We start from the raw sequence: 20,462 nt of genomic DNA, 5'->3' as shown, positions 1-20,462 counted from the left end.
TGCGTCCTTTCTTGTTGACCTGTTGGAGGCCGCGCGAAACAAAGCGGCGCGGGCTGAGGATCAGCCCGCGCCGGCGTTTGCGAGTGCTTTTATCAGGGCTTCGATCAGCCTCTTCAGCCTTTTGCGCCGGGCTTCGCTGCGTGAGCGGACGTCACCTGCGCCTTGGCGGCTGCACTGCCGGCCGCGCTGCCGCCAGCGTTTCCGGCTGCGCTACTGACCGCCTTGTGCGCATTCGGGCCGGCGTTTTCGGCGATGATGCGCGCGATCTCCGCGTCGGCTTCTGCGCCGTACTTGGCGAACACATCGGTCTCGTAGACGGTGTTCTGCGCATTGCCGAGCTGGGTGCCCGAATCGTTGCGGATGTTCACGTCCACCTGCATCGAGAGGCCGATACGCAGCGGGTGCTTCTGCAGGTCTTCCGGATCGAGCGAGATACGCACCGGCAGGCGCTGCACCACCTTGATCCAGTTACCCGTCGCGTTCTGCGCGGGCAGCAGCGAGAAGGCCGAGCCCGTGCCTGCCGAGAAGCCCACCACCTTGCCGTGATAGACGACCGACGAACCGTACACGTCGGCCGTCATTTCGACCGGCTGGCCGATGCGCATGTGCTTGAGCTGCACTTCCTTGAAGTTGGCGTCGACCCACAGCGAGTTCAGCGGCACCACCGACATGAGCGGATTGCCCGGCGAGACGCGCTGGCCGACCTGCACCGAGCGCTTGGCCACGTAGCCGGTCACCGGCGCGGGCAGCGTGTTGCGCGCGTTCGCCAGATAGGCGTCGCGCACCTTGGCGGCGGCGGCCTCCACGTTCGGGTGATTGGCGATGGTCGTGTTCGCGGTCAACGCGCGGTTCGCGGCGAGCTGCTGCTGGGCGGCTTCGAGCGCGGCTTCGGCGCTGCGCACGGCGTCGCGTGCGTGCGAGATCTCTTCCTGCGAGACGGCACCCGTCTGCGCGACCTGCATGCGGCGGCGCAGGTCGTCTTGCGCACGCGAGAGGTCGGACTGACGCTGGGCGACTTGCGCTTCGTACTGGCTGTCGTCGGCGAAGAGGCCGCGCACCTGGCGCACCGTCTGCGCGAGCTGCGCTTCAGTCTGCTCGAGCGTGACGCGCGCGTCGGCCGGGTCGAGCAGCACGAGCGGGTCGCCGACGTTCACCGTTTGCGTGTCGTCCGCTTTCAGTGCGATCACCGTGCCGGTGACCTGCGGCGTGATCTGCACGACGTTGCCGTTCACGTAGGCGTCGTCTGTGCTTTCGGTGAAGCGCGCGACAAGGAAGTAGTAGAGGCCGTAGGCAACGGCTGCAATCACGATCACGAGGACAAGCAGCGTCATCATGCGCTTGCGCTTGCCGCTGTTCGCGTTCGGCTGCGGATTGGCCGCCGGCTGCTGGGGGGTGCTCATGGAAGGATCTCCGGATGCTTGCGTGCTGTTCGTTCAGTTTTGATGTTCGCGTGGTGCTCGGCGCTCAGTTCGACACTCAGTTCGACGCAGGCGCAGCGTTGGCCGCGTTCGCCGCCGCCGCCGCGTTCTGCGGCGAGCGCGTACCGCGCCACGGCGCGCCGTTCACGTCGCTTTGGCCACGCGCTTCGCTGCCGACTTCGGCCGGCGGCGTGATACCGGCGCCTTGCGCTTCGAAGCCGCCGCCGAGCGACTTGATGAGCGCCATCTGCTGGTCGCGGCGCTGCGCCTTCAGGTTCGACACCGTCTGCTCGGCGGCGAGGCGGTTCTGGTCGGCCGTGAGCACCTGAAGCTGCTCGGAGAGCCCCGCCTTGTAGCGGATCACCGCGAGCTGCCAGGCCTTGGTCGAAGCGTCGAGCGCGCGCTCGGCGTCCACCAGCTGCCGGTCGGCCGAGCGGATCGTCGACACGTCGGTCGCCACGTCCTGGAACGCGCCGATGAGCGTCTGGTTGTAGTTCGCCACATCGAGCTCGAAGTCGGCGTAGCGGCCTTTCAGTTGCGCGCGCAACGCGCCCGCGTCGAAGAGCGGCAAATGCACGGCCGGGCCGATGTTCGCCTGGCGGCTCGTGAAGTTCAGGAATTTGCCCCATCCGAACGCGTCGAAGCCGAAGCCCGCCGCAAGGTTCACGTCGGGATAGAACTCGGCCTTGGCTTCCTTCACGTCGTGCATCGCGGCTTCCACCTGCCAGCGCGCGGCGACGATGTCGGGGCGGCGCGCGAGCAGGTCGGCGGGCAGATTGTCGGGCAGAGCGACGTTGGCGACCGGATTGAGCACCGGTTTTGCGATCTGCAGGCCACGGTCGGGGCCCTTGCCGAGCAGCGCGCCGAGCTGGTAGCGCACGGTTTCGATCTGGCCGTCGATCTGCGAGAGGTTCGCCTGGCTCGTCGCGATGTTGCCGTTCGCGGTCTGCTTCTCGACGTTGGTGTCGAGGCCCGCCGCGACGCGCCCGTTCGTGATCGTGCCGATCGTCTTGCGGTTGTCGATCTCGTGCACGGCGATGTCGCGCAGTTCGTAGAGCTGGGCGAGCTGGTTGTACGTGCGCGCAACCGAGGAGGCGAGCGTGATGCGCGCCTGCTGCATGTCGGCTTGCGCGGCACGCTGCGCGGAAACGGCTTGCGCGAGGCGCTGACGGTTCTTGCCCCAGAGGTCCAGATCCCACGAGGCGCTGGCGAGCACGTTGTTCTCGCTATACCAGGTGCCGCCGTACGGAGGCGGGAAGAGGGCGTTGGCCGAGTACAGCTCGCGGGTCCACGAATAGCTCAGGTCGGCCTTCGGGAAGAGCGCCGAGCGCGAGGTTTCGATATACGACGACGCCTTGGCGAGGCGCGCCTGCGCCTGGGCGATGGTGGGGCTGCCTTCGAGCGCCTCGTCGATCAGCCTCGGCAGCTGCGGGTCGCCGAACTGGTTCGCCCAGTCGAGCGTGGGCCACTGGCCGCCTTGCGCCGGAATGCTCTGCGAGCTTTCGAACTGCTGCGGCTGATCGATGGTCTTGTCGCTCTTGATGCCGATGTAGTTCGCGCAACCCGAAAGGGCGAGCGCCGCGACCGCGGCGGCGACCGCCGCCCGGCAGGACAGCGCCCGCACGGCCGGAACTGGCGCAAACTCGGATTGGGATTTCATTGCTCGTCTCGATGCATGAGAGTGTGTAGTGATACTGGACGATGCAGCTATTTTCTTGTTCTGCGATTTCAAATTTGCTTGCCCCGTCATCAATTTGCGGGCGGATTCGGATTCGAACTCTGGCTAGCGTCGCAGCTATTCGAAAGAATCCGCCGCAACATGCTCTTCAGGAAGCCGACTTCCTCAGGCGTGAATCCGGCGGAGAGATGCTCCGTGACGCTGCGGAAAATCGCCGGCATGCGCGCTGCGATGGCAAGCCCCTCGGGCGTGAGCGCGAGACGTACCGCGCGGCGGTCTTCGGAACTGCGCACGCGCTGCAGGAGCCCGCGCTTCTCCAGCCGGTCGACGAGCCGCGTGACGGCGCTCGCGTCGATGCCGTAGTCGCGCGCGAGTTCGGCCGCGAGCGTGCATTTGCCGCTCGCCACCATGAAGAGGATGCTGGCCTGCTGGCTCGTGACGCCGAGTTCGGCAACGGCGCGCTGGGTGACCATGTTCGACATGGTCGATTTCACCCGCGAGATCAGGTAGCCGACGCTCTCGCCGAGGTCGTAGTCGCGGACTTCGGGCGGGGGCGTGGGAGTCGGATCCGTCATGATTCTGCTGCGACTGCAATGGTTGACCAGGCAGGGATTATAGGGGCGGTTACTTGACGCGGCAAGGTTTATTCTGCCTTTGCCGAGAAACCTTTGCAGAGTAGGGGCTTAATCCGGCCCCGTGGGCATGGGAGAATGCGCCGTGAGCGCCGCGCCGCGGTGCTCGCCGCATTCGTTGCCCGCGTTGCCCGCGTTGCGCGGTTGCGACGCCGGCCAGCCCGATCCAGGGTGCTCCCTGATATGCGCAAGATCAATTCATCCGCGCATGCTATAATTTCAGGTTCCCAAAGTGCGTCATTGCAGCGATGCTGAATTGACCCGCCGGCAGTCGTTGCGGGGCGGATCGAAGCGGCGGCCGCGCGCCCTCGCCGGGCCTGCCAGCAGGGCATGCGCGGCGCACTCAACTGTACCCAGGTTCCTATGTCCCGCGCTCTTCGCAACATCGCCATCATTGCCCACGTCGACCACGGCAAGACCACGCTCGTCGACCAACTGCTGCGCCAGTCCGGCACCTTCCGCGACAACCAGCAGGTCGCCGAACGCGTCATGGACTCGAACGACATCGAAAAAGAGCGCGGGATCACGATTCTCGCGAAGAATTGCGCGGTCGAGTACGAAGGCACCCACATCAACATCGTCGACACCCCGGGCCACGCCGACTTCGGCGGCGAAGTGGAGCGCGTGCTCTCGATGGTCGACTCGGTGCTGCTGCTCGTCGACGCCGTGGAAGGCCCGATGCCGCAAACGCGCTTCGTCACGAAGAAGGCGCTCGCGCTCGGCCTGAAGCCGATCGTCGTCGTCAACAAGATCGACCGTCCGGGCGCTCGTATCGACTGGGTGATCAACCAGACCTTCGACCTGTTCGACAAGCTCGGCGCGACCGAAGAGCAGCTCGACTTCCCGGTGGTGTATGCCTCGGGCCTGAACGGCTATGCGTCGCTCTCCGCCGACGCGCGCGAAGGCGACATGCGTCCCCTGTTCGAGGCGATCCTCGAGCACGTGCCGGTGCGCGACGCCGATCCGGAAGGCCCGCTGCAGCTGCAGATCACCTCGCTCGACTACTCGACCTATGTCGGCCGTATCGGCGTGGGCCGCATCAAGCGCGGCCGCATCAAGCCGGGTCAGCAAGTGGCGCTGCGCTTCGGTCCGGAAGGCGAGGTGATGAGCCGCAAGATCAATCAGGTGCTGTCGTTCAGCGGTCTCGAGCGCGTGCAGGTCGAATCGGCCGAAGCCGGCGACATCGTGCTGATCAACGGCATCGAAGACATCGGCATCGGCGCGACGATCTGCGCAGTCGACACCCCCGAAGCCCTGCCGATGATCACGGTGGACGAGCCCACCCTGACGATGAACTTCCTCGTGAACTCGTCGCCGCTCGCAGGCCGCGAAGGCAAGTTCGTGACGAGCCGCCAGATCCGCGACCGTCTCACGAAGGAGCTGAACCACAACGTCGCGCTGCGCGTGAAGGACACCGGCGACGAAACGACCTTCGAAGTGTCGGGCCGTGGCGAACTGCACCTCACGATCCTGATCGAAAACATGCGCCGCGAAGGCTACGAGCTGGCCGTGTCGCGTCCGCGCGTGGTGCTGCACGAAGTCGACGGCGTGAAGCAGGAGCCGTACGAACTGCTGACCGTGGACGTCGAAGACGGCCACCAGGGCGGGGTCATGGAAGAGCTGGGCCGCCGCAAGGGCGAAATGCTCGACATGGCTTCGGACGGCCGCGGCCGCACGCGTCTCGAGTACCGCATTCCGGCCCGTGGCCTGATCGGCTTCCAGGGCGAGTTCATGACGCTTACGCGCGGCACGGGCCTCATGAGCCACGTGTTCGACGCCTACGGCCCGGTCAAGGAAGGCACGCTCGGCGAGCGCCGCAACGGCGTGCTGATCTCGCAGGACGACGGCGCCGCTGTCGCCTACGCACTGTGGAAGCTGCAGGACCGTGGCCGCATGTTCGTGAAGCCGGGCGACGCGCTGTACGAAGGCATGATCATCGGCATTCACAGCCGCGACAACGACCTCGTCGTGAATCCGATCAAGGGCAAGCAGCTCACCAACGTGCGCGCCTCGGGCACCGACGAAGCCGTGCGCCTCGTGCCGCCGATCCAGATGTCGCTCGAATACGCCGTGGAATTCATCGACGACGACGAACTCGTGGAAGTCACGCCGCAGTCGATCCGTTTGCGCAAGCGTCACCTCAAAGAGCACGAGCGTCGCCGCGCGAGCCGCGAAGGCGCTACCGAGTAATTTGCATTATTAGCGCTTTTTTCCGCACTGCAATGCACAAAGACTCACAGAAAAGCCGCCGCTTTACGGGCGGCTTTTTTGCGTCTGGCGGGGATTGCATTGCGGTGCGGGAAGAGTGCTTTGCGAATGCCGCAAGGGCCCATGTAAAAAGGCTTCCCGCGTGGTGTTCGGTCGCATTGCATCCTGTGGTGAGATGCGCATATGCGCTATACTCCGCGGATGCATGATTTAGGTCCTTCCAAGCAGACTTGATTCGCAATCCGCTAAACGGTCAGGCCGTGGCGCGGAAGGTTGAGTAACCCGCTATTTCTCGAGAAACTCGAAGAAAGGTGAGCGTAAATGTCGGAAACGATGAAGCAATTCCAGCTGAACTCCTATTTGTTCGGCGGCAATGCTCCGTATGTCGAAGAGCTATACGAAGCATATCTTGACAACCCTGCGTCCGTTCCGGACACCTGGCGCGAATACTTCGACGCACTGCAAAACGTGCCGTCGTCGAGTGGCACGGCCGACAACGACATCGCCCACGGGCCGATCGTCGAATCCTTCGCTCAACGCGCGAAGGCCAACGCATTTATTCCGCGCGGCGGCGGCGAAGACCTCGCCACGGCCCGCAAGCAAGTCTACGTTCAGTCCCTGATTGGCGCTTATCGATTCCTCGGCTCGCAATGGGCCAATCTCGATCCGCTCAAGCGCCGCGAACGTCCGAACATTCCCGAACTCGAGCCTGCGTTCTACGACTTCACCGAAGCCGACATGGACCAGACGTTCAGCGCCACGAACCTGTACTTCGGTTTCGAGCGCGCGTCGCTGCGCGAGATCGTCAAGGCGCTGCGCGATACGTACTGCGGCACGCTCGGCGCCGAGTACATGTACATCAGCGATCCTGAACAAAAGCGCTGGTGGAAGGAGCGTCTCGAGTCGATCCGCTCGACGCCCAACTTCACGGCTGATAAAAAGAAGCACATCCTGCAGCGCCTGACGGCCGCCGAAGGCCTCGAGCGCTTCCTGCACACCAAGTACGTCGGCCAGAAGCGCTTCTCGCTCGAAGGCGGCGAGTCCTTCATCGCCGCGATGGACGAAGTCGTTCGTCACGCCGGCGCGAAGGGCGTGCAGGAAATCGTCATCGGCATGGCTCACCGCGGCCGTCTGAACGTGCTCGTCAATACGCTCGGCAAGATGCCGGCTGACCTCTTCGCCGAATTCGAAGGCAAGCATGTCGACGACCTGCCGGCAGGCGACGTGAAGTACCACAAGGGCTTCTCGTCGGACGTCGCGACCGAAGGCGGCCCGGTCCATCTGTCGCTCGCGTTCAACCCGTCGCACCTCGAAATCGTCAACCCGGTGGTCGAAGGTTCGGCGAAGGCCCGGATGGATCGCCGCGGCGATGCAGACGGCCTGCAGGTGCTGCCGGTGCAGATCCACGGCGACGCGGCCTTCGCAGGCCAGGGCGTCGTGATGGAAACGCTGAACCTCGCGCAAACGCGCGGTTACGGCACGCACGGCACGCTGCACATCGTCATCAACAACCAGATCGGCTTCACGACCTCGGACCCGCGCGACGCGCGTTCGACGCTCTACTGTACCGACGTGGTCAAGATGATCGAAGCGCCGGTGCTGCACGTGAACGGCGACGATCCGGAAGCGGTCGTGCTGGCTATCCAGCTCGCGGTCGAATTCCGCATGCAGTACCACAAGGATGTCGTGGTCGACATCATCTGCTTCCGCAAGCTCGGCCACAACGAGCAGGACACGCCGGCGGTCACGCAGCCGCTGATGTACAAGACGATCGCGAAGCACCCGGGCACCCGCGCGCTGTACGCCGAGAAGCTCGTGCAGCAAGGCGTGATCACGGCTGAAGACGCGGACAACTACGTCAAGGCCTACCGCGCCGCGATGGACGAAGGCCACCACACGATCGACCCCGTGCTCTCGAACTACAAGAGCAAGTACGCGGTGGACTGGGTTCCGTTCCTGAACCGCAAGTGGACCGACGCCGCCGATACGGCAGTGCCGCTCGCCGAACTCAAGCGTCTGGCTGAGCGCATCACCACGATCCCCGAGAACTTCAAGGTTCACCCGCTGGTCGAGCGCGTCATCAACGACCGCCGCGCGATGGGCAAGGGCGAAGCGAAGCTCGACTGGGGCATGGGCGAGCACCTCGCGTTCGCATCGCTGGTCGCTTCGGGCTACGCCGTCCGCCTGACGGGCCAGGACTCGGGCCGCGGCACGTTCACGCACCGCCACGCCGTTCTCCACGACCAGAACCGCGAGCGCTGGGACGACGGCACGTACGTGCCGCTGCAGAATATCGGCGAGAACCAGGCGCAGTTCACAGTGATCGACTCGGTGCTCTCGGAAGAGGCCGTGCTGGGCTTCGAATACGGCTACTCGACCGCCGAGCCGAACACGCTCGTCGCGTGGGAAGGCCAGTTCGGCGACTTCGTCAACGGTGCGCAGGTCGTGATCGACCAGTTCATCTCGTCGGGCGAAGTGAAGTGGGGCCGCGTCTCGGGTCTCACGATGCTGCTGCCGCACGGCTACGAAGGCCAGGGCCCGGAGCACTCGTCGGCGCGTATCGAGCGTTTCCTGCAGCTGTGCGCCGAGCACAACATGCAGGTCGTTCAGCCGACCACGCCGGCCCAGATCTTCCACGTGCTGCGCCGTCAGATGATCCGCCTGTTCCGCAAGCCGCTCATCATCTTCACGCCGAAGTCGCTGCTGCGTCACAAGGAAGCCGTGTCGGATCTGTCCGAACTGGCGAAGGGCACGTTCCAGCCGGTCATCGGCGAAGTGGACGAAGCCATCGACGCGAAGAAGGTCAAGCGCGTGGTCGCCTGCTCGGGCCGCGTGTACTTCGACCTCGTGGCACACCGCCGCGAAGCGAAGGCGAACGACGTCGCGATCATCCGTATCGAACAGCTCTATCCGTTCGCGCACAAGCAGTTCGAAGCCGAGCTGAAGAAGTACGACAACGCGACCGAAGTGGTCTGGGTGCAGGACGAGCCGCAGAATCAGGGCCCGTGGTTCTACATCGAGCACCACCTGAAGGAAGGCATGAAGGAAGGCATGAAGCTCGCGTACAGCGGCCGTCCTGCTTCCGCATCGCCGGCTGTCGGCTACTACGCGAAGCACTACGAGCAGCAGAAGTCGCTGATCGAAGGCGCATTCGGCCGCCTGAAGGGCGCGCAGGTCGCGAAGTAAGCACTAGAGCAATCGAACCGGGAAAGCGTGCGGATTCAACGCGCGCTTTCCCGCGCTCACGTGCGCGACCCGGTTCGTCATACGGGGATGTCCCCGAAAAAGTATTCAGGAAAATCACATGGCTATCGTAGAAGTGAAGGTCCCGCAGTTTTCGGAGTCGGTGTCGGAAGGCACGATGCTGCAGTGGAAGAAGAAGCCGGGCGAAGCGATCGCCCAGGACGAAGTCGTCATCGAGATCGAAACCGATAAGGTCGTGCTCGAAGTGCCCGCGCCGGCTGCCGGCGTGCTGGCCGAGATCATCGTGGGCGACGGCGCAACCGTCACGAGCGAACAAGTGATCGCGAAGATCGACACGGAAGCCAAGGCCGGCGCCGTTGCGGCCCCCGCAGCCGCTGCGGCTGCCGCGCCCGCCGCAGCACCGGCTGCCGCTCCGGTCGCGGCCGCTGCCGCGTCGACGGCAAGCAGCACGATCGCCTCGCCTGCAGCGAACAAGCTGATGGCCGAGAAGGGCCTGTCGGGCGGCGACGTCGCCGGCACGGGCCGTGACGGCCGCATCACGAAGCAGGACGTGCTGGGCGCAGGCGCGCCGAAGGCCGCTCCCGCGGCCGCACCGGCTGCGAAGCCCGCTGCCGCCAAGCCGTCGCTGCCGCAAGTCAACGCACCGGCGTCGGCTGCGAGCTGGCTCAACGACCGTCCGGAACAGCGCGTGCCGATGTCGCGTCTGCGTGCGCGTATCGCCGAGCGTCTGCTCGAGTCGCAGCAAACCAACGCCATCCTCACGACGTTCAACGAAGTGAACATGGCGCCGGTCATGGAACTGCGCAACAAGTACAAGGACAAGTTCGAGAAGGAACACGGCGTGAAGCTCGGCTTCATGTCGTTCTTCGTGAAGGCTGCGGTTCACGCCCTCAAGAAGTTCCCGCTCGTCAACGCGTCGATCGACGGCAACGACATCGTCTACCACGGCTACTTCGACATCGGTATCGCGGTCGGTTCGCCGCGCGGCCTGGTGGTGCCCATCCTGCGTAATGCAGACCAGATGAGCCTCGCCGACATCGAGAAGAAGATCGCCGAATTCGGCCAGAAGGCCAAGGACGGCAAGCTTTCGATCGAAGAAATGACGGGTGGCACGTTCTCGATCTCGAACGGCGGCGTGTTCGGCTCGATGCTCTCGACCCCGATCATCAACCCGCCGCAGTCGGCGATCCTCGGCGTGCACGCCACGAAGGAACGCGCCGTGGTGGAGAACGGCCAGATCGTGATCCGCCCGATGAACTACCTCGCGATGTCGTACGACCACCGCATCATCGACGGCCGCGAAGCCGTCCTGTCGCTGGTCGCGATGAAGGACGCGCTGGAAGATCCGGCTCGCCTGCTGCTCGACCTGTAAAGATCGGCCTCATCAAGCATCAAGTCTCATACTGAGCGCCGTGCGCGCGGACTCCGGAAACCGGGCTCCGCGTGCCGCGCTCACGTCTCGAAAGGATGACCATGTCCAAAGAATTTGACGTCGTCGTGATCGGCGCCGGCCCCGGCGGCTATATCGCGGCGATCCGCGCCGCGCAGCTCGGCAAGTCGGTTGCGTGTATCGAAAAGTGGAAGAACCCGGCCGGCGCGCTGAAGCTCGGCGGCACCTGCCTGAACGTCGGCTGCATTCCGTCGAAGGCGCTGCTCGCCTCGTCGGAAGAGTTCGAGAACGCCCAGCATCACCTGGCCGATCACGGCATCAACGTCTCCGACGTGAAGATCGACGTCGCGAAGATGCTCGCCCGCAAGGAAGGCATCGTCGAGAAGATGACGAAGGGTATCGAGTTCCTGTTCCGCAAGAACAAGATCACGTGGCTCAAGGGCCATGGCAAGTTCACCGGCAAGAACGAAGCCGGCGTGCAGATCGAAGTGAGCGGCGAAGGCGAAACCGAAGTCGTCACGGCGAAGAACGTGATCATCGCGACGGGCTCGAAGGCCCGTCATCTGCCGGGCATTCCGGTCGACAACAAGATCGTCTCCGACAACGAAGGCGCGCTCACGTTCGACAGCGTGCCGAAGAAGCTGGCTGTGATCGGCGCAGGCGTGATCGGTCTGGAGCTGGGCTCGGTGTGGCGCCGTCTCGGTGCCGACGTCACGATCCTCGAAGCGCTGCCGGAATTCCTCGGCGCGACTGACCAGGCGCTCGCGAAGGAAGCGGCGAAGCTCTTCAAGAAGCAGGGTCTCGACATTCACGTCGGCGTGAAGGTGGGCGAAGTGAAGGCGACGGACAAGAACGTCACGATCCACTACACCGACAAGGACGGCAACGCGCAAGTGCTCGAAGCCGACCGCCTGATCGTGTCGGTTGGCCGCGTGCCGAACACCGACAACCTCGGTCTCGAAGCGATCGGCCTGAAGGCCAACGAGCGTGGCTTCATCGACGTGGACGACCACTGCGCAACGTCGGTGCCGAACGTGTACGCGATCGGCGACGTGGTGCGCGGCCCGATGCTCGCGCACAAGGCCGAAGACGAAGGCGTGCTGGTGGCCGAGATCATCGACGGCCAGAAGCCGCACATCGACTACAACTGCATTCCGTGGGTGATCTACACCGAGCCGGAAATCGCATGGGTCGGCAAGACGGAGCAGCAGCTCAAGGCAGAAGGCCGTGAAATCAGGACGGGCCAGTTCCCGTTCATGGCGAACGGCCGCGCACTGGGCATCAACAAGTCGGACGGCTTCGTGAAGATGATCGCCGATGCCAAAACCGACGAACTGCTCGGCGTGCACATCATCTCGGCCAACGCGTCGGACCTGATCGCGGAAGCCGTGGTGGCGATGGAATTCAAGGCTGCCGCCGAAGACATCGGCCGCATCTGCCATCCGCACCCGTCGCTGTCCGAAGTCATGCGCGAAGCTGCACTCGCCACTGACAAGCGCGCGCTCAACATGTAAGCGCCAGGGGCGGCCGGCTTTTTTGGCCGCTCCGCCTTGATGTACCAGCATCACGTACGGAGGCGGGTGGGCTTTTGCTCTCCCGCCTTTGCTCATTTGCGGCCCAGAAAATGAACGTCACCGAATACTACGAAAACGAACTGCAGAAGCGGGGATACAAGCCCGATACGGCGCAGCGCGCCGCGATCGACCGGCTGCAGCGGTGCTACGACGAGTGGGTCGCGTACAAGTCGCGGCGTTCGAACGCCTTCAAGAAGTTCCTCATTCACCCCGACCTGCCGCGCGGCGTGTACATGTGGGGCGGCGTGGGGCGCGGCAAGAGCTTCCTGATGGACAGCTTCTATGCGGTCGTGCCGCTGCAGCGCAAGACGCGTCTGCACTTTCACGAATTCATGCGCGAAGTGCACCGCGAGCTCGAAGAACTCAAGGGCCAGGCCGATCCGCTCGACGAACTTGCGCGCCGCATTGCGAAGCGTTATCGACTGATCTGCTTCGACGAATTCCACGTCTCGGATATCGCCGACGCAATGATCCTCTACCGTCTGCTCGACCGTCTCTTCGAGAACGGCGTGCAGTTCGTGATGACGTCCAACTACGATCCCGATCTGCTCTATCCCGATGGCCTGCATCGCGACCGCATGCTGCCTGCGATCGAGTTGATCAAGAGTAAGCTCGATGTCCTCAACGTCGATGCGGGCGTCGACTATCGACAGCGCACGCTTGCGCAGGTCGAGGTCTATCACACGCCGCTCGGCGCCGCCGCCGACAAGGCGTTGCGCCACTCGTTCGCGCAGCTCGCTGCTGTCCCCGACGAAAGCCCGCTGCTGCGCATCGAAAAGCGCGAACTGAAGGCGCTGCGCAAGGCGGATGGCGTGGTGTGGTTCGATTTCGCGACGCTGTGCGGCGGTCCGCGCTCGCAGAACGACTATCTGGAACTGGCGAGCCGCTTCCACGCCGTGATCCTCTCCGACGTGCCGCAGATGACGCCTCGTATGCAGTCCGAAGCACGCCGCTTCACCTGGCTCATCGACGTGTTCTACGACCACAAGGTCAAGCTGCTGATGTCGGCCGCGGTGCCGCCCGAAGAACTCTACGTGGAAGGCCCGATGGCCAACGAGTTCACGCGCACGGTGTCGCGTATCGTCGAAATGCAGTCGAAGGAATATCTCGAAACGCCGCGCCGCATCGTCGATACGGCCTTGACCTGACCGCCCGGCGCCCGCGCCGCAAGTGCGGTCCGTGGGCGCACCCGCGGCACGTTTTTCAAGATTCGGACTCGTCTGATATGGGCGGCGGGGGCGGGTGGATATCGTTTGTCGGCACACCCTCTGACAAAGGACCCGCCATGACTCCGCATCGCGATATTACCGACGAAGAATGGCAGCGCGTGATGCTGCTCCTGCCCGAACTGCGCCCGCGCACCGAGTTGCGCGGGCGGCCGCTCACCAATACGCGCGCGGTGCTCAACGGCGTGCTGTGGGTCATGTATAGCGGTGCGAACTGGTCGGCCATGCCGCGCCGCTACCCTTCGTATCAAACCTGCCATCGCCGCTTCAAGACCTGGCACTACAACGGCGCGCTCAAGCGCGTGATGGGCGAGTTGTTCGGCGAAGACGGCGTGAGGTTGTGCGACACCATCGAAGCGCGCATGCGCAAGCGTGCGAGCCGCGCGGAAAAGGCAGCGCGCAGGCACAAGGCGGTGCGCAATCCGGCGCGCAATTCGGCGCGCAATCCGGCGTTCGTATCGGTGGCGTCCGCGGCCGCGTCATCGGCGCCTTTCAGCTACCGCTGCGTGTATCGTCGCAGGGTGTAACACCGACGCTTGGGAAGTCCGGCCGAAGCGGCTCACGTGTGCGCCTCGGCCGGTTTCGTCTCTCAGGTCCCCTGCCGGTTTAGGCACCGGTCGTCAGGTCGATCCGCACACTCATGCACTCACTGCTGACGTACCCACGTCTGCGAGCGTCCAAGCAGCGAAATACCCATATAGCCGCGCACGACGAGTTTCTGGCCGCCGTCTTCCATATGCATCTTGCACCGGTACACCTTGCCGTTCTCGGGGTCGAGAATGTGTCCGCCGTCATAGCCCTCAGCGGTCTTCTTCATGCTGTCGATGATCGTCATGCCGAGGATCAACTGATCCTTGCGCGAGTCGGTGCAGGCCGTGCAGCGCCGGTCGGGCTGGTCATTCGCGCCGAGTCCCTTGATGACCTTGCCGCTCAGGTCGCCGTTGGCGTCGGCGCTGATCTGCACGAGCGCTTTCGGCTGGCCGGTGTGATCGTCGATGGTCTGCCAGACGCCGACTGGCGTGTCGGTTTGAGCGTGCGCGGCGAGGGCGCCGCACAGTAGTGCACTCGCAAGCGCAACATGGCGCGCCGCGCGTCCCATGACCCGGTTCATGTCTTCCTCCACTGATGTTGTTTGTCGTGTCGATGCTGACCGTGCTTCGCGCCTGGCACGCCGCAAGGTCAGGGCAGGATACTGGAAAGCGCCGCGTGCGTCTGAGAGAAGGAACTCTAGTCTGGTCGGCCTCCTCGTCGCGCTGGACCAAAACGGCTGGCGATGCAAGAACACCGCACGATTCCCCGAAAAAACGTGCCGGGTGTTGTGGGAAAAGAGACGCAATCGGCAAATTTTCTACGAGGGGCCCGAAACACGCGAAAGTGAGTAATAATTGTGCCGATTTGTAAAAATTAGAACTGTTCAAAACAGGTACTACATGGACTACAAGTGGAGAGTTCGTCGCACCGCCTTGGCGGCGCTGGTATTAATCGGGGGAATGGGTACGGGCTGCGCACAGACGCCGCCTGACAATTCAGCAGCAGCGAATGCAGCAGCAGCGGCGCCCGTAGCACAGACCAACGCCGCACCCGCAATGAAGGACGAGCAGGCCGCGACCCCTGCGCTGCCTTTGGCAGCGAGCCAGCCGGGCGTGCTCACGCCGGATGAAGCGAAGCAGAACGCTGCAGGCAACGTCGCCGAGCTGCAGCAGATGCTGCGGGGCCAGGAGCTCGCCGAGCTGCGTACGACCTACAACGGCTCGTACGGGGCAAGCTTGCTGTTTTACGGCAAGGAAATGACGTACTACGTCACGCTATTCCAGAACAAGACGTTCTGGCGCGTGATCAAGACGAGCGACGAGACGCGCGCTGAAGCCATCTATCACGACTTCGCGGTGAAGTCGGGACAGCTCGCCGAGGTGGAAATCCGCCGCACGCGCCTCGAAGCGCAGAAAGCGTTCACGGACCGCATGATCGCACTCACACAGGACCACGCGAACCGGCTCCAGGCGGATCTTGCCATCGCGCGCGAGCAGCAGGCGCTTGTCGCGGACCAGCAGAAGCAGGGCCGCGATCAGGCGAACGCATTGCAGGCGCAGAAGACGGCTGCCCAGGCGCAACTGCGCACGGTTCAGCGTCAGGTGCGCGAACTGCAGCAACAAGTGGAAGGCGGTTTGCCGATCCGCTGATCGCCGGTACGTGGCGCGGCCAGAGCGCTCGCCATGCGCCCCTCCGTGCGACGCGGTGGGCGACGGGTCGAGCGACGAGGTGAGCGAAACACGCGGATGCGGCACGCAAAAAGGCGGAACGTCATGGACGTTCCGCCTTTCTTCATGGTGCGATCGTTCAGGCCCGTGCTCAATGCTTGCCGTGGCGATGCGTGTCGCGGCCCTTGTGGGTTTCGTCTGCGGAATGGGGCTTCGGCTGAGCGCCGGTAGGCGAGGGGTCGACGGCGATCGGATCGCTCGCCGGGAAGGTTTCGTCGAGCGCTTCGTCGAGCTGGTCTTCCTGTGAGGGTTGCGGGGCTTTCGGCTTGGATGCGCTCATGGCGGTCTCCGTGGCGATATGCATGATGACCAGAATAACGCAAAGCCAGAATCGTGACCGCGAGCCACGGCTGTCAGATTGCTTCGGAAGACGGGGGAACGAAACTGAACGCGACGGCACCGCAGCTGCACAAGAATCGGCGCGCGCAAACAAGCGGCCGCGCCAAGGCGCGCCCATACTGTACAGAAGATCGACGTGACTGGCGCACCGTGCAGCGGGTGCGCCAGTCCGCAGCGGCTTAGCTGTTGCCCGAGCCTTCGCCGCCGTTGCCGCCGTTGCCGCCGTTGTTCACCGCGCCGTAGAGGCGGCGGCGGCGCGTGACGACGACTGGGCCGTCCTGGGCGCCACGGTCGTTGCCGGGGGCGCTCGATGCGCCAGATGGCGCGCCGGACGGCGCCGACCAGTTCTCACGCGGCTCGCGCGATTCGCGCGGTTCTCGTGGTTCGCGCGGGCCATGGCCGCCGTGACTGCCGTGCGGGCCGCGGCTCGTATGCTCGCCGTGCGAGCTGCGAGCGCCGCCCGGGCGCGGACCCGGACGGGTGCCGGTGTCGAGCTGGATGGTCGAAATGGCGCGCTTGTAGATGCCTTGCAAGCCGACGGGCGTGCGCAGCATCACCAGGTACTGATCGAACGACTCGATGCATCCGGTCAGGCGAATGCCGTTGACCAGATAGATTTCGACGCGCTTTCTTTCCTTACGCGCGGCATTCATGAAGTCGTTTTGCGGGTGCGATTCTGCGGAAGGCATGGACTAGGTTTGGCCAGGCGGCGCAATGCCGCAATCAGTTGGAAACGTTTGCTCGCCGCGATTCTACCTTGCGGTGAAGCGCGCGTGCGGGGAACTAAGCTTACTGCAGAACTATACCGGCTCGCGGCCGCGGCCGCAGATTGACGAAAAATGCATCGCTGCGTCCCTCGTCGTCGGCTGCCGGGAAGCGGCACGTCCGGATGACAGGTTGCGATGGCAGCGACAGCGGTTTTCGGAAAAGAAGCCTGCCGACGATGCGTCCGCGGATTGTCAGACCCCCGCGACCATTCGACGCGCATGCGCTCACTCACACAGCGTAGTCCATGACGGCGGGCCATGCTCGGCCGATTCGAGGCCGGATCACACGCTGACACGATGTATTTCGATCCGCTTGCGACGATTCTCGCGGTGCCCGAGGGCTTCGTTCCGTGCGGCGGCACACGAAAGGCGAAATCGCCGCTTGCGCGGAATAAGCGCACCGGCTGCAACGTTTAACGCGATATCGGCGATGAACTGTCAAAGGAGGTGATCATGGCGCGGTTTCGCAAAGCTCTCGCGTGTCTCGTTTGTGCGGCGCTGGCAGGCGTCGCGGGTGCAGGCCTCACGGCTTGCAGCGACATGAATTCAGGCGGGGGCTCGTCGAGCAGTTCGGGCGGCTCGTCGGGTGGCGGCTACTGAGCGGCGTGCGGCGTGTTGCGTCATCCGTCGCCGGAGTTCGAAGCACAGGTCGTGGCGCAGCTCGGGCCTATGCGCCGCTATGCGCGCGCCCTGACCGGCGACCCCGCCTGGGCTGACGACCTCGTGCAGGACGCCGCGGAGCGTGCGCTCTCGCGCTGGACTTCGTTTCGCCCGCAGACCAATCTGCGCGCGTGGCTGCTCACGATCCTGCGACATCTGTACATCGATCAGTTGCGCGGCCGGCGCGAGATTGCCGTCGACGATGAAGCCGCGCCGTGGCGCACGCTCGAGGCGCCGCACGGCGAGGTGGACGGTCTCGTGCTGCGCGATCTGCAGCGTGCGCTCTATGCGTTGCCGGCGGCGCAGCGCGAGGTGCTGCTGCTCGTGTGCGTGGAGGAGTTGAGCTACAGCGAGGCGTCGGCGGTGCTCGGGGTGCCGGCGGGCACGGTGATGTCGCGCCTGTCGCGGGCGCGCGAGCATCTGCGGGCGTTGCTCGACATGGGGCCGGTGCAGGATACGGGGCGCGATCCGGCGCAGCGCACCGTGCCGCTCAGGGTGGTGGGGACGCTACGATGAACGACAACGATCTCGGCCACGAACGCGATGGCGAAGGCGTGCCGCCTGTTTCGCCTGAAGAGGACCTGATGATGTTGGGCGCTTTCGTCGATGGCGAGCTGCCGGCGGGCGAGCGTGAGGCGCTGCAGGCGCGTCTCGCCGACGACCCGCGCGCGGCGGCGCGCGTCGCGGCCTGGCGCGCGCAGAAGGCCGCGCTGCAGGCGTTGTGCGAAGGCGCGCGCGTGTCCGGCGAGGACACACTGCCAGGCGCCGTCGAGGCAGCAGGCAACGCGCCCGCCGTGCTCGTCCTGCGTCCGGGCGTGCCGTGGTGGTGGCGCGCCGGCATCGCGGCGGCGTGGGTGGCGGTGGGTGCGGGGCTCGCGGTGGCGGCGACGGCGCTCGTGCCGCGGCTCGCGCCGGGCCTGGCTCCAGAACTGGCGGCCGTCCCGGCGCAGGCGGCCGCGCTCGGCGATACGCCCGAAGCGTTCGCGCGCCGCGCCGACATCGCCTACGCGGTGTATTCGCCGGAGCAGCGGCATCCCGTGGAAGTGGGCGCGGCCGACGAGGCGCATCTCGTCGCGTGGCTCTCCAGGCGGCTCGGCAAGCCGCTCTCGGTGCCGTCGCTGGACGAGTACGGTTATACGCTCGTGGGCGGGCGTCTCTTGCCCGGCAACACGGGGCCGGCCGCGCAATTCATGTATGAAAACGACGCGGGCGAGCGCCTCACGCTCTACGTCGGCAGTTCGGCTGCGCAGCGCGACCCCGTGCGCCTCTTGCGCGACGGCAGCCGCCGCACGTTCTACTGGAGCACCGAGCGCACGGGCTATGCGCTCTCCGGGCCACAGACAGAAGCCAAGCTGCGCGAGATCGCACTCGACGTATGCGGCGCGCTGGGCGGCAAGCCCGGGCAGTGGTGATGCGCGGCGCCGGCAGAGTGGGCCGATGAGCGATACCGCGCGCCATGCCGCGCCGACCTTGCCTCCCGGCATCGACGAGGCCCGTTTCGCGCGGGCGCTCGCTGCGTTCGAAGGCATCGTGGGCGCGCCGAACGTCTGCCGCGGCGGCGCGGCGCTCGATCCGTATTTCGATCCGTTCATGCCGCTCGCCGATGCGCATGCCTTCGCGCCTTCGGCGGCGATCCTCCCGGCGAGTGTCGAGGAGATCCGCGCGATCCTGCGCGTCGCGAACGAAACACGCGTGCCGCTGTGGACCGTGTCCACGGGGCGCAACTTCGCCTACGGCGGCGCGGCGCGGCGTCTGCCGGGCTCGGTCGTGCTCGACCTGCAGCGCCTGAACCGCATCCTCGAGGTGGACGAGCGCCTCGCATGGGCGCGCGTCGAGCCTGGCGTGAGCTACTTCGATTTGCACGCGCATCTGCGCGAGCAGCATCTGCGCCTGTGGGTCGATCCGCCTGCGGCGGGCTGGGGCAGCGTCGTCGGCAATACGCTCGAGCGCGGCTTCGGTACGACCGCGTATGGCGACCACGCCGCGTCGCAGTGCGGCATGGAGGTCGTGCTCGCCAACGGCGATGTGGTGCGCACGGGCATGGGCGCGATCGAAAACGGCACGGCGTGGCAACTCTACCGGCCGGGCTACGGGCCTTCGTTCGATGCGCTCTTTACGCAGTCGAACTACGGCGTCGTCACGAAGATGGGGCTCTGGCTCATGCCGGCGCCGCAGGCATTCGTGATCGGCGAAATCCAGTTCGCGCGCGAGGACGATCTCGGCGTGCTCGTCGATACGCTGCGCGCGCTGCAGCTTGGCGGCACGATACGCCAGCACGCGGTGATCGAAGGCGCGATCCGCCGCGCCGCGAGCCTCGCGCCGCGCAAGCGCTGGTACGAAGGCGAAGGCGCGATGCCCGAGGCCGCCGTCGCCGCGATGCAGCGCGATCTGGGCGTGGGCCGCTGGAATCTGCATTACGCGCTCTACGGCGCGCCCGAAGTGATCGACGTGGAGCGGCGCATCGTCGAGCGTGCGTTTGCCGGCGTGCCTGGCGTGCGTTTCTCGGCGCGGCGCTATGCGGAAGGCGACGAACCGCAGGGCGGCGCCGACCGCAACCTCGCCGGCATTCCCGCGATGAGCGCGTTTCGCATGCTCGACTGGCGCGGCGGCGAGGGTGCGCACGTGGACTTTTCGCCGCTCTGTCCCGCCGATGGCCGCGACGCGCTGCGCCAGTACGCGCTCGTCAAGGCGCGCGCGGCCGAGTACGGTTTCGATTACTACGGCGGCTTCACGGCGGCGGGACGCTATCTGCATCATGTATTCGCGGCGATCTTCGCGCGTGGTCGCCGTGATGATGCGGCACGCGCGGGAGACCTGCTGCGCGCGCTGATGAGCGACGCGGGCGCGGCCGGCTACGGCGTCTACCGCTCGCATCTGCTCTACATGGACTACGCCGCGGCGCAGTATGCCTTCAACGACGGCGCGCTGTTGCGTCTCGCGCAAACGGTGAAAGACGCACTCGATCCGCAGGGCTTGCTCTCGCCGGGCAAGCAGGGTATCTGGCCCGAGGCGTGGCGTGCGCAGCGCGGCTATACGTGATCGATTTAATCAAGACTGCGTAGTGATTGGCAGGCGATCGGCAGGCGATCGGCAGACGATTGATAGGCG

The 20,462-nt window shown here is 65.2% G+C and carries 17 protein-coding genes; 11 read left to right on the top strand and 6 right to left on the bottom strand.

Features of this window, described 5'->3' with window-relative positions:
* Window positions 1-113: 113 nt before the first annotated feature.
* The 3 genes from C7411_RS12400 to C7411_RS12390 form a co-directional block, all read right to left on the bottom strand.
* Entirely contained in the window at window positions 114-1,400 is a 1,287-nt protein-coding gene (locus tag C7411_RS12400; protein ID WP_110384586.1) for an EmrA/EmrK family multidrug efflux transporter periplasmic adaptor subunit, read from the bottom strand.
* A 76-nt stretch (window positions 1,401-1,476) separates the two neighbouring features.
* The gene (locus tag C7411_RS12395; RefSeq protein ID WP_110384585.1) at window positions 1,477-3,078 is read right to left on the bottom strand and encodes an efflux transporter outer membrane subunit; all 1,602 of its coding nucleotides are present in this window, start codon (window positions 3,076-3,078) and stop codon (window positions 1,477-1,479) included.
* Between the two features lie 89 nt (window positions 3,079-3,167).
* Window positions 3,168-3,671, bottom strand: coding sequence for a MarR family winged helix-turn-helix transcriptional regulator (locus C7411_RS12390; RefSeq protein ID WP_110384584.1), 504 nt, complete (start codon window positions 3,669-3,671; stop codon window positions 3,168-3,170).
* Window positions 3,672-4,091: 420 nt separating this feature from the next.
* On the opposite strand from C7411_RS12390, the gene typA reads away from it, so the two are divergent.
* From typA to C7411_RS12360, 6 genes are all read left to right on the top strand, one after another.
* Window positions 4,092-5,918, top strand: coding sequence for a translational GTPase TypA (gene typA, locus C7411_RS12385; RefSeq protein WP_110384583.1), 1,827 nt, complete (start codon window positions 4,092-4,094; stop codon window positions 5,916-5,918).
* A 339-nt stretch (window positions 5,919-6,257) separates the two neighbouring features.
* A complete protein-coding gene (locus tag C7411_RS12380; protein WP_110384582.1) occupies window positions 6,258-9,122 on the top strand; it encodes a 2-oxoglutarate dehydrogenase E1 component in 2,865 nt (954 codons plus the stop codon).
* A gap of 118 nt (window positions 9,123-9,240) precedes the next feature.
* Window positions 9,241-10,512: a 2-oxoglutarate dehydrogenase complex dihydrolipoyllysine-residue succinyltransferase gene (gene odhB / locus C7411_RS12375; RefSeq protein WP_110384581.1), complete on the top strand. Its 1,272-nt coding sequence runs from the start codon at window positions 9,241-9,243 to the stop codon at window positions 10,510-10,512.
* Between the two features lie 101 nt (window positions 10,513-10,613).
* A complete protein-coding gene (gene lpdA, locus C7411_RS12370; protein ID WP_110384580.1) occupies window positions 10,614-12,044 on the top strand; it encodes a dihydrolipoyl dehydrogenase in 1,431 nt (476 codons plus the stop codon).
* A 110-nt stretch (window positions 12,045-12,154) separates the two neighbouring features.
* The gene (gene zapE / locus C7411_RS12365) at window positions 12,155-13,252 is read left to right on the top strand and encodes a cell division protein ZapE (RefSeq protein ID WP_110384579.1); all 1,098 of its coding nucleotides are present in this window, start codon (window positions 12,155-12,157) and stop codon (window positions 13,250-13,252) included.
* A 137-nt stretch (window positions 13,253-13,389) separates the two neighbouring features.
* Entirely contained in the window at window positions 13,390-13,857 is a 468-nt protein-coding gene (locus C7411_RS12360; protein WP_165822792.1) for a transposase, read from the top strand.
* Window positions 13,858-13,976: 119 nt separating this feature from the next.
* On the opposite strand, the gene C7411_RS12355 is transcribed toward C7411_RS12360, so the two are convergent.
* The gene (locus C7411_RS12355) at window positions 13,977-14,441 is read right to left on the bottom strand and encodes a DUF2147 domain-containing protein (protein ID WP_165822791.1); all 465 of its coding nucleotides are present in this window, start codon (window positions 14,439-14,441) and stop codon (window positions 13,977-13,979) included.
* Window positions 14,442-14,760: 319 nt separating this feature from the next.
* On the opposite strand from C7411_RS12355, the gene C7411_RS12350 reads away from it, so the two are divergent.
* Complete coding sequence (locus tag C7411_RS12350; protein WP_110384576.1) at window positions 14,761-15,510, top strand: DUF2968 domain-containing protein; 750 nt, start codon at window positions 14,761-14,763, stop codon at window positions 15,508-15,510.
* A gap of 169 nt (window positions 15,511-15,679) precedes the next feature.
* Here the strand turns inward: C7411_RS12350 and C7411_RS12345 are convergent, their stop codons facing one another.
* Both C7411_RS12345 and hfq read right to left on the bottom strand, forming a co-directional pair.
* Window positions 15,680-15,868 (bottom strand): hypothetical protein, encoded by a 189-nt coding sequence (locus tag C7411_RS12345; RefSeq protein ID WP_133253650.1) that lies wholly within the window; start codon window positions 15,866-15,868, stop codon window positions 15,680-15,682.
* A 238-nt stretch (window positions 15,869-16,106) separates the two neighbouring features.
* A complete protein-coding gene (gene hfq / locus C7411_RS12340) occupies window positions 16,107-16,616 on the bottom strand; it encodes an RNA chaperone Hfq (RefSeq protein ID WP_110384574.1) in 510 nt (169 codons plus the stop codon).
* A gap of 531 nt (window positions 16,617-17,147) precedes the next feature.
* Here hfq and C7411_RS37460 point away from each other — a divergent pair.
* The 4 genes from C7411_RS37460 to C7411_RS12325 all read left to right on the top strand — a co-directional run bounded on the left by C7411_RS37460 (window position 17,148) and on the right by C7411_RS12325 (window position 20,393).
* Window positions 17,148-17,294: a hypothetical protein gene (locus tag C7411_RS37460; RefSeq protein WP_165822790.1), complete on the top strand. Its 147-nt coding sequence runs from the start codon at window positions 17,148-17,150 to the stop codon at window positions 17,292-17,294.
* 12 nt (window positions 17,295-17,306) lie between these two features.
* Window positions 17,307-17,870 carry a sigma-70 family RNA polymerase sigma factor gene (locus tag C7411_RS12335; protein WP_373682583.1) on the top strand — a complete coding sequence of 188 codons (564 nt, stop codon included), beginning with the start codon at window positions 17,307-17,309 and terminating at the stop codon, window positions 17,868-17,870.
* Between the two features lie 68 nt (window positions 17,871-17,938).
* Window positions 17,939-18,766, top strand: coding sequence for an anti-sigma factor family protein (locus tag C7411_RS12330; RefSeq protein WP_110384651.1), 828 nt, complete (start codon window positions 17,939-17,941; stop codon window positions 18,764-18,766).
* Between the two features lie 25 nt (window positions 18,767-18,791).
* Window positions 18,792-20,393 carry an FAD-binding oxidoreductase gene (locus tag C7411_RS12325; RefSeq protein ID WP_110384573.1) on the top strand — a complete coding sequence of 534 codons (1,602 nt, stop codon included), beginning with the start codon at window positions 18,792-18,794 and terminating at the stop codon, window positions 20,391-20,393.
* Window positions 20,394-20,462: the final 69 nt, after the last annotated feature.

The organism is Paraburkholderia silvatlantica, from assembly GCF_003096715.1.
Taxonomy (GTDB): Bacteria; Pseudomonadota; Gammaproteobacteria; order Burkholderiales; family Burkholderiaceae; genus Paraburkholderia; species Paraburkholderia silvatlantica.
This window is presented reverse-complemented; position numbering and strand designations above follow the sequence as displayed.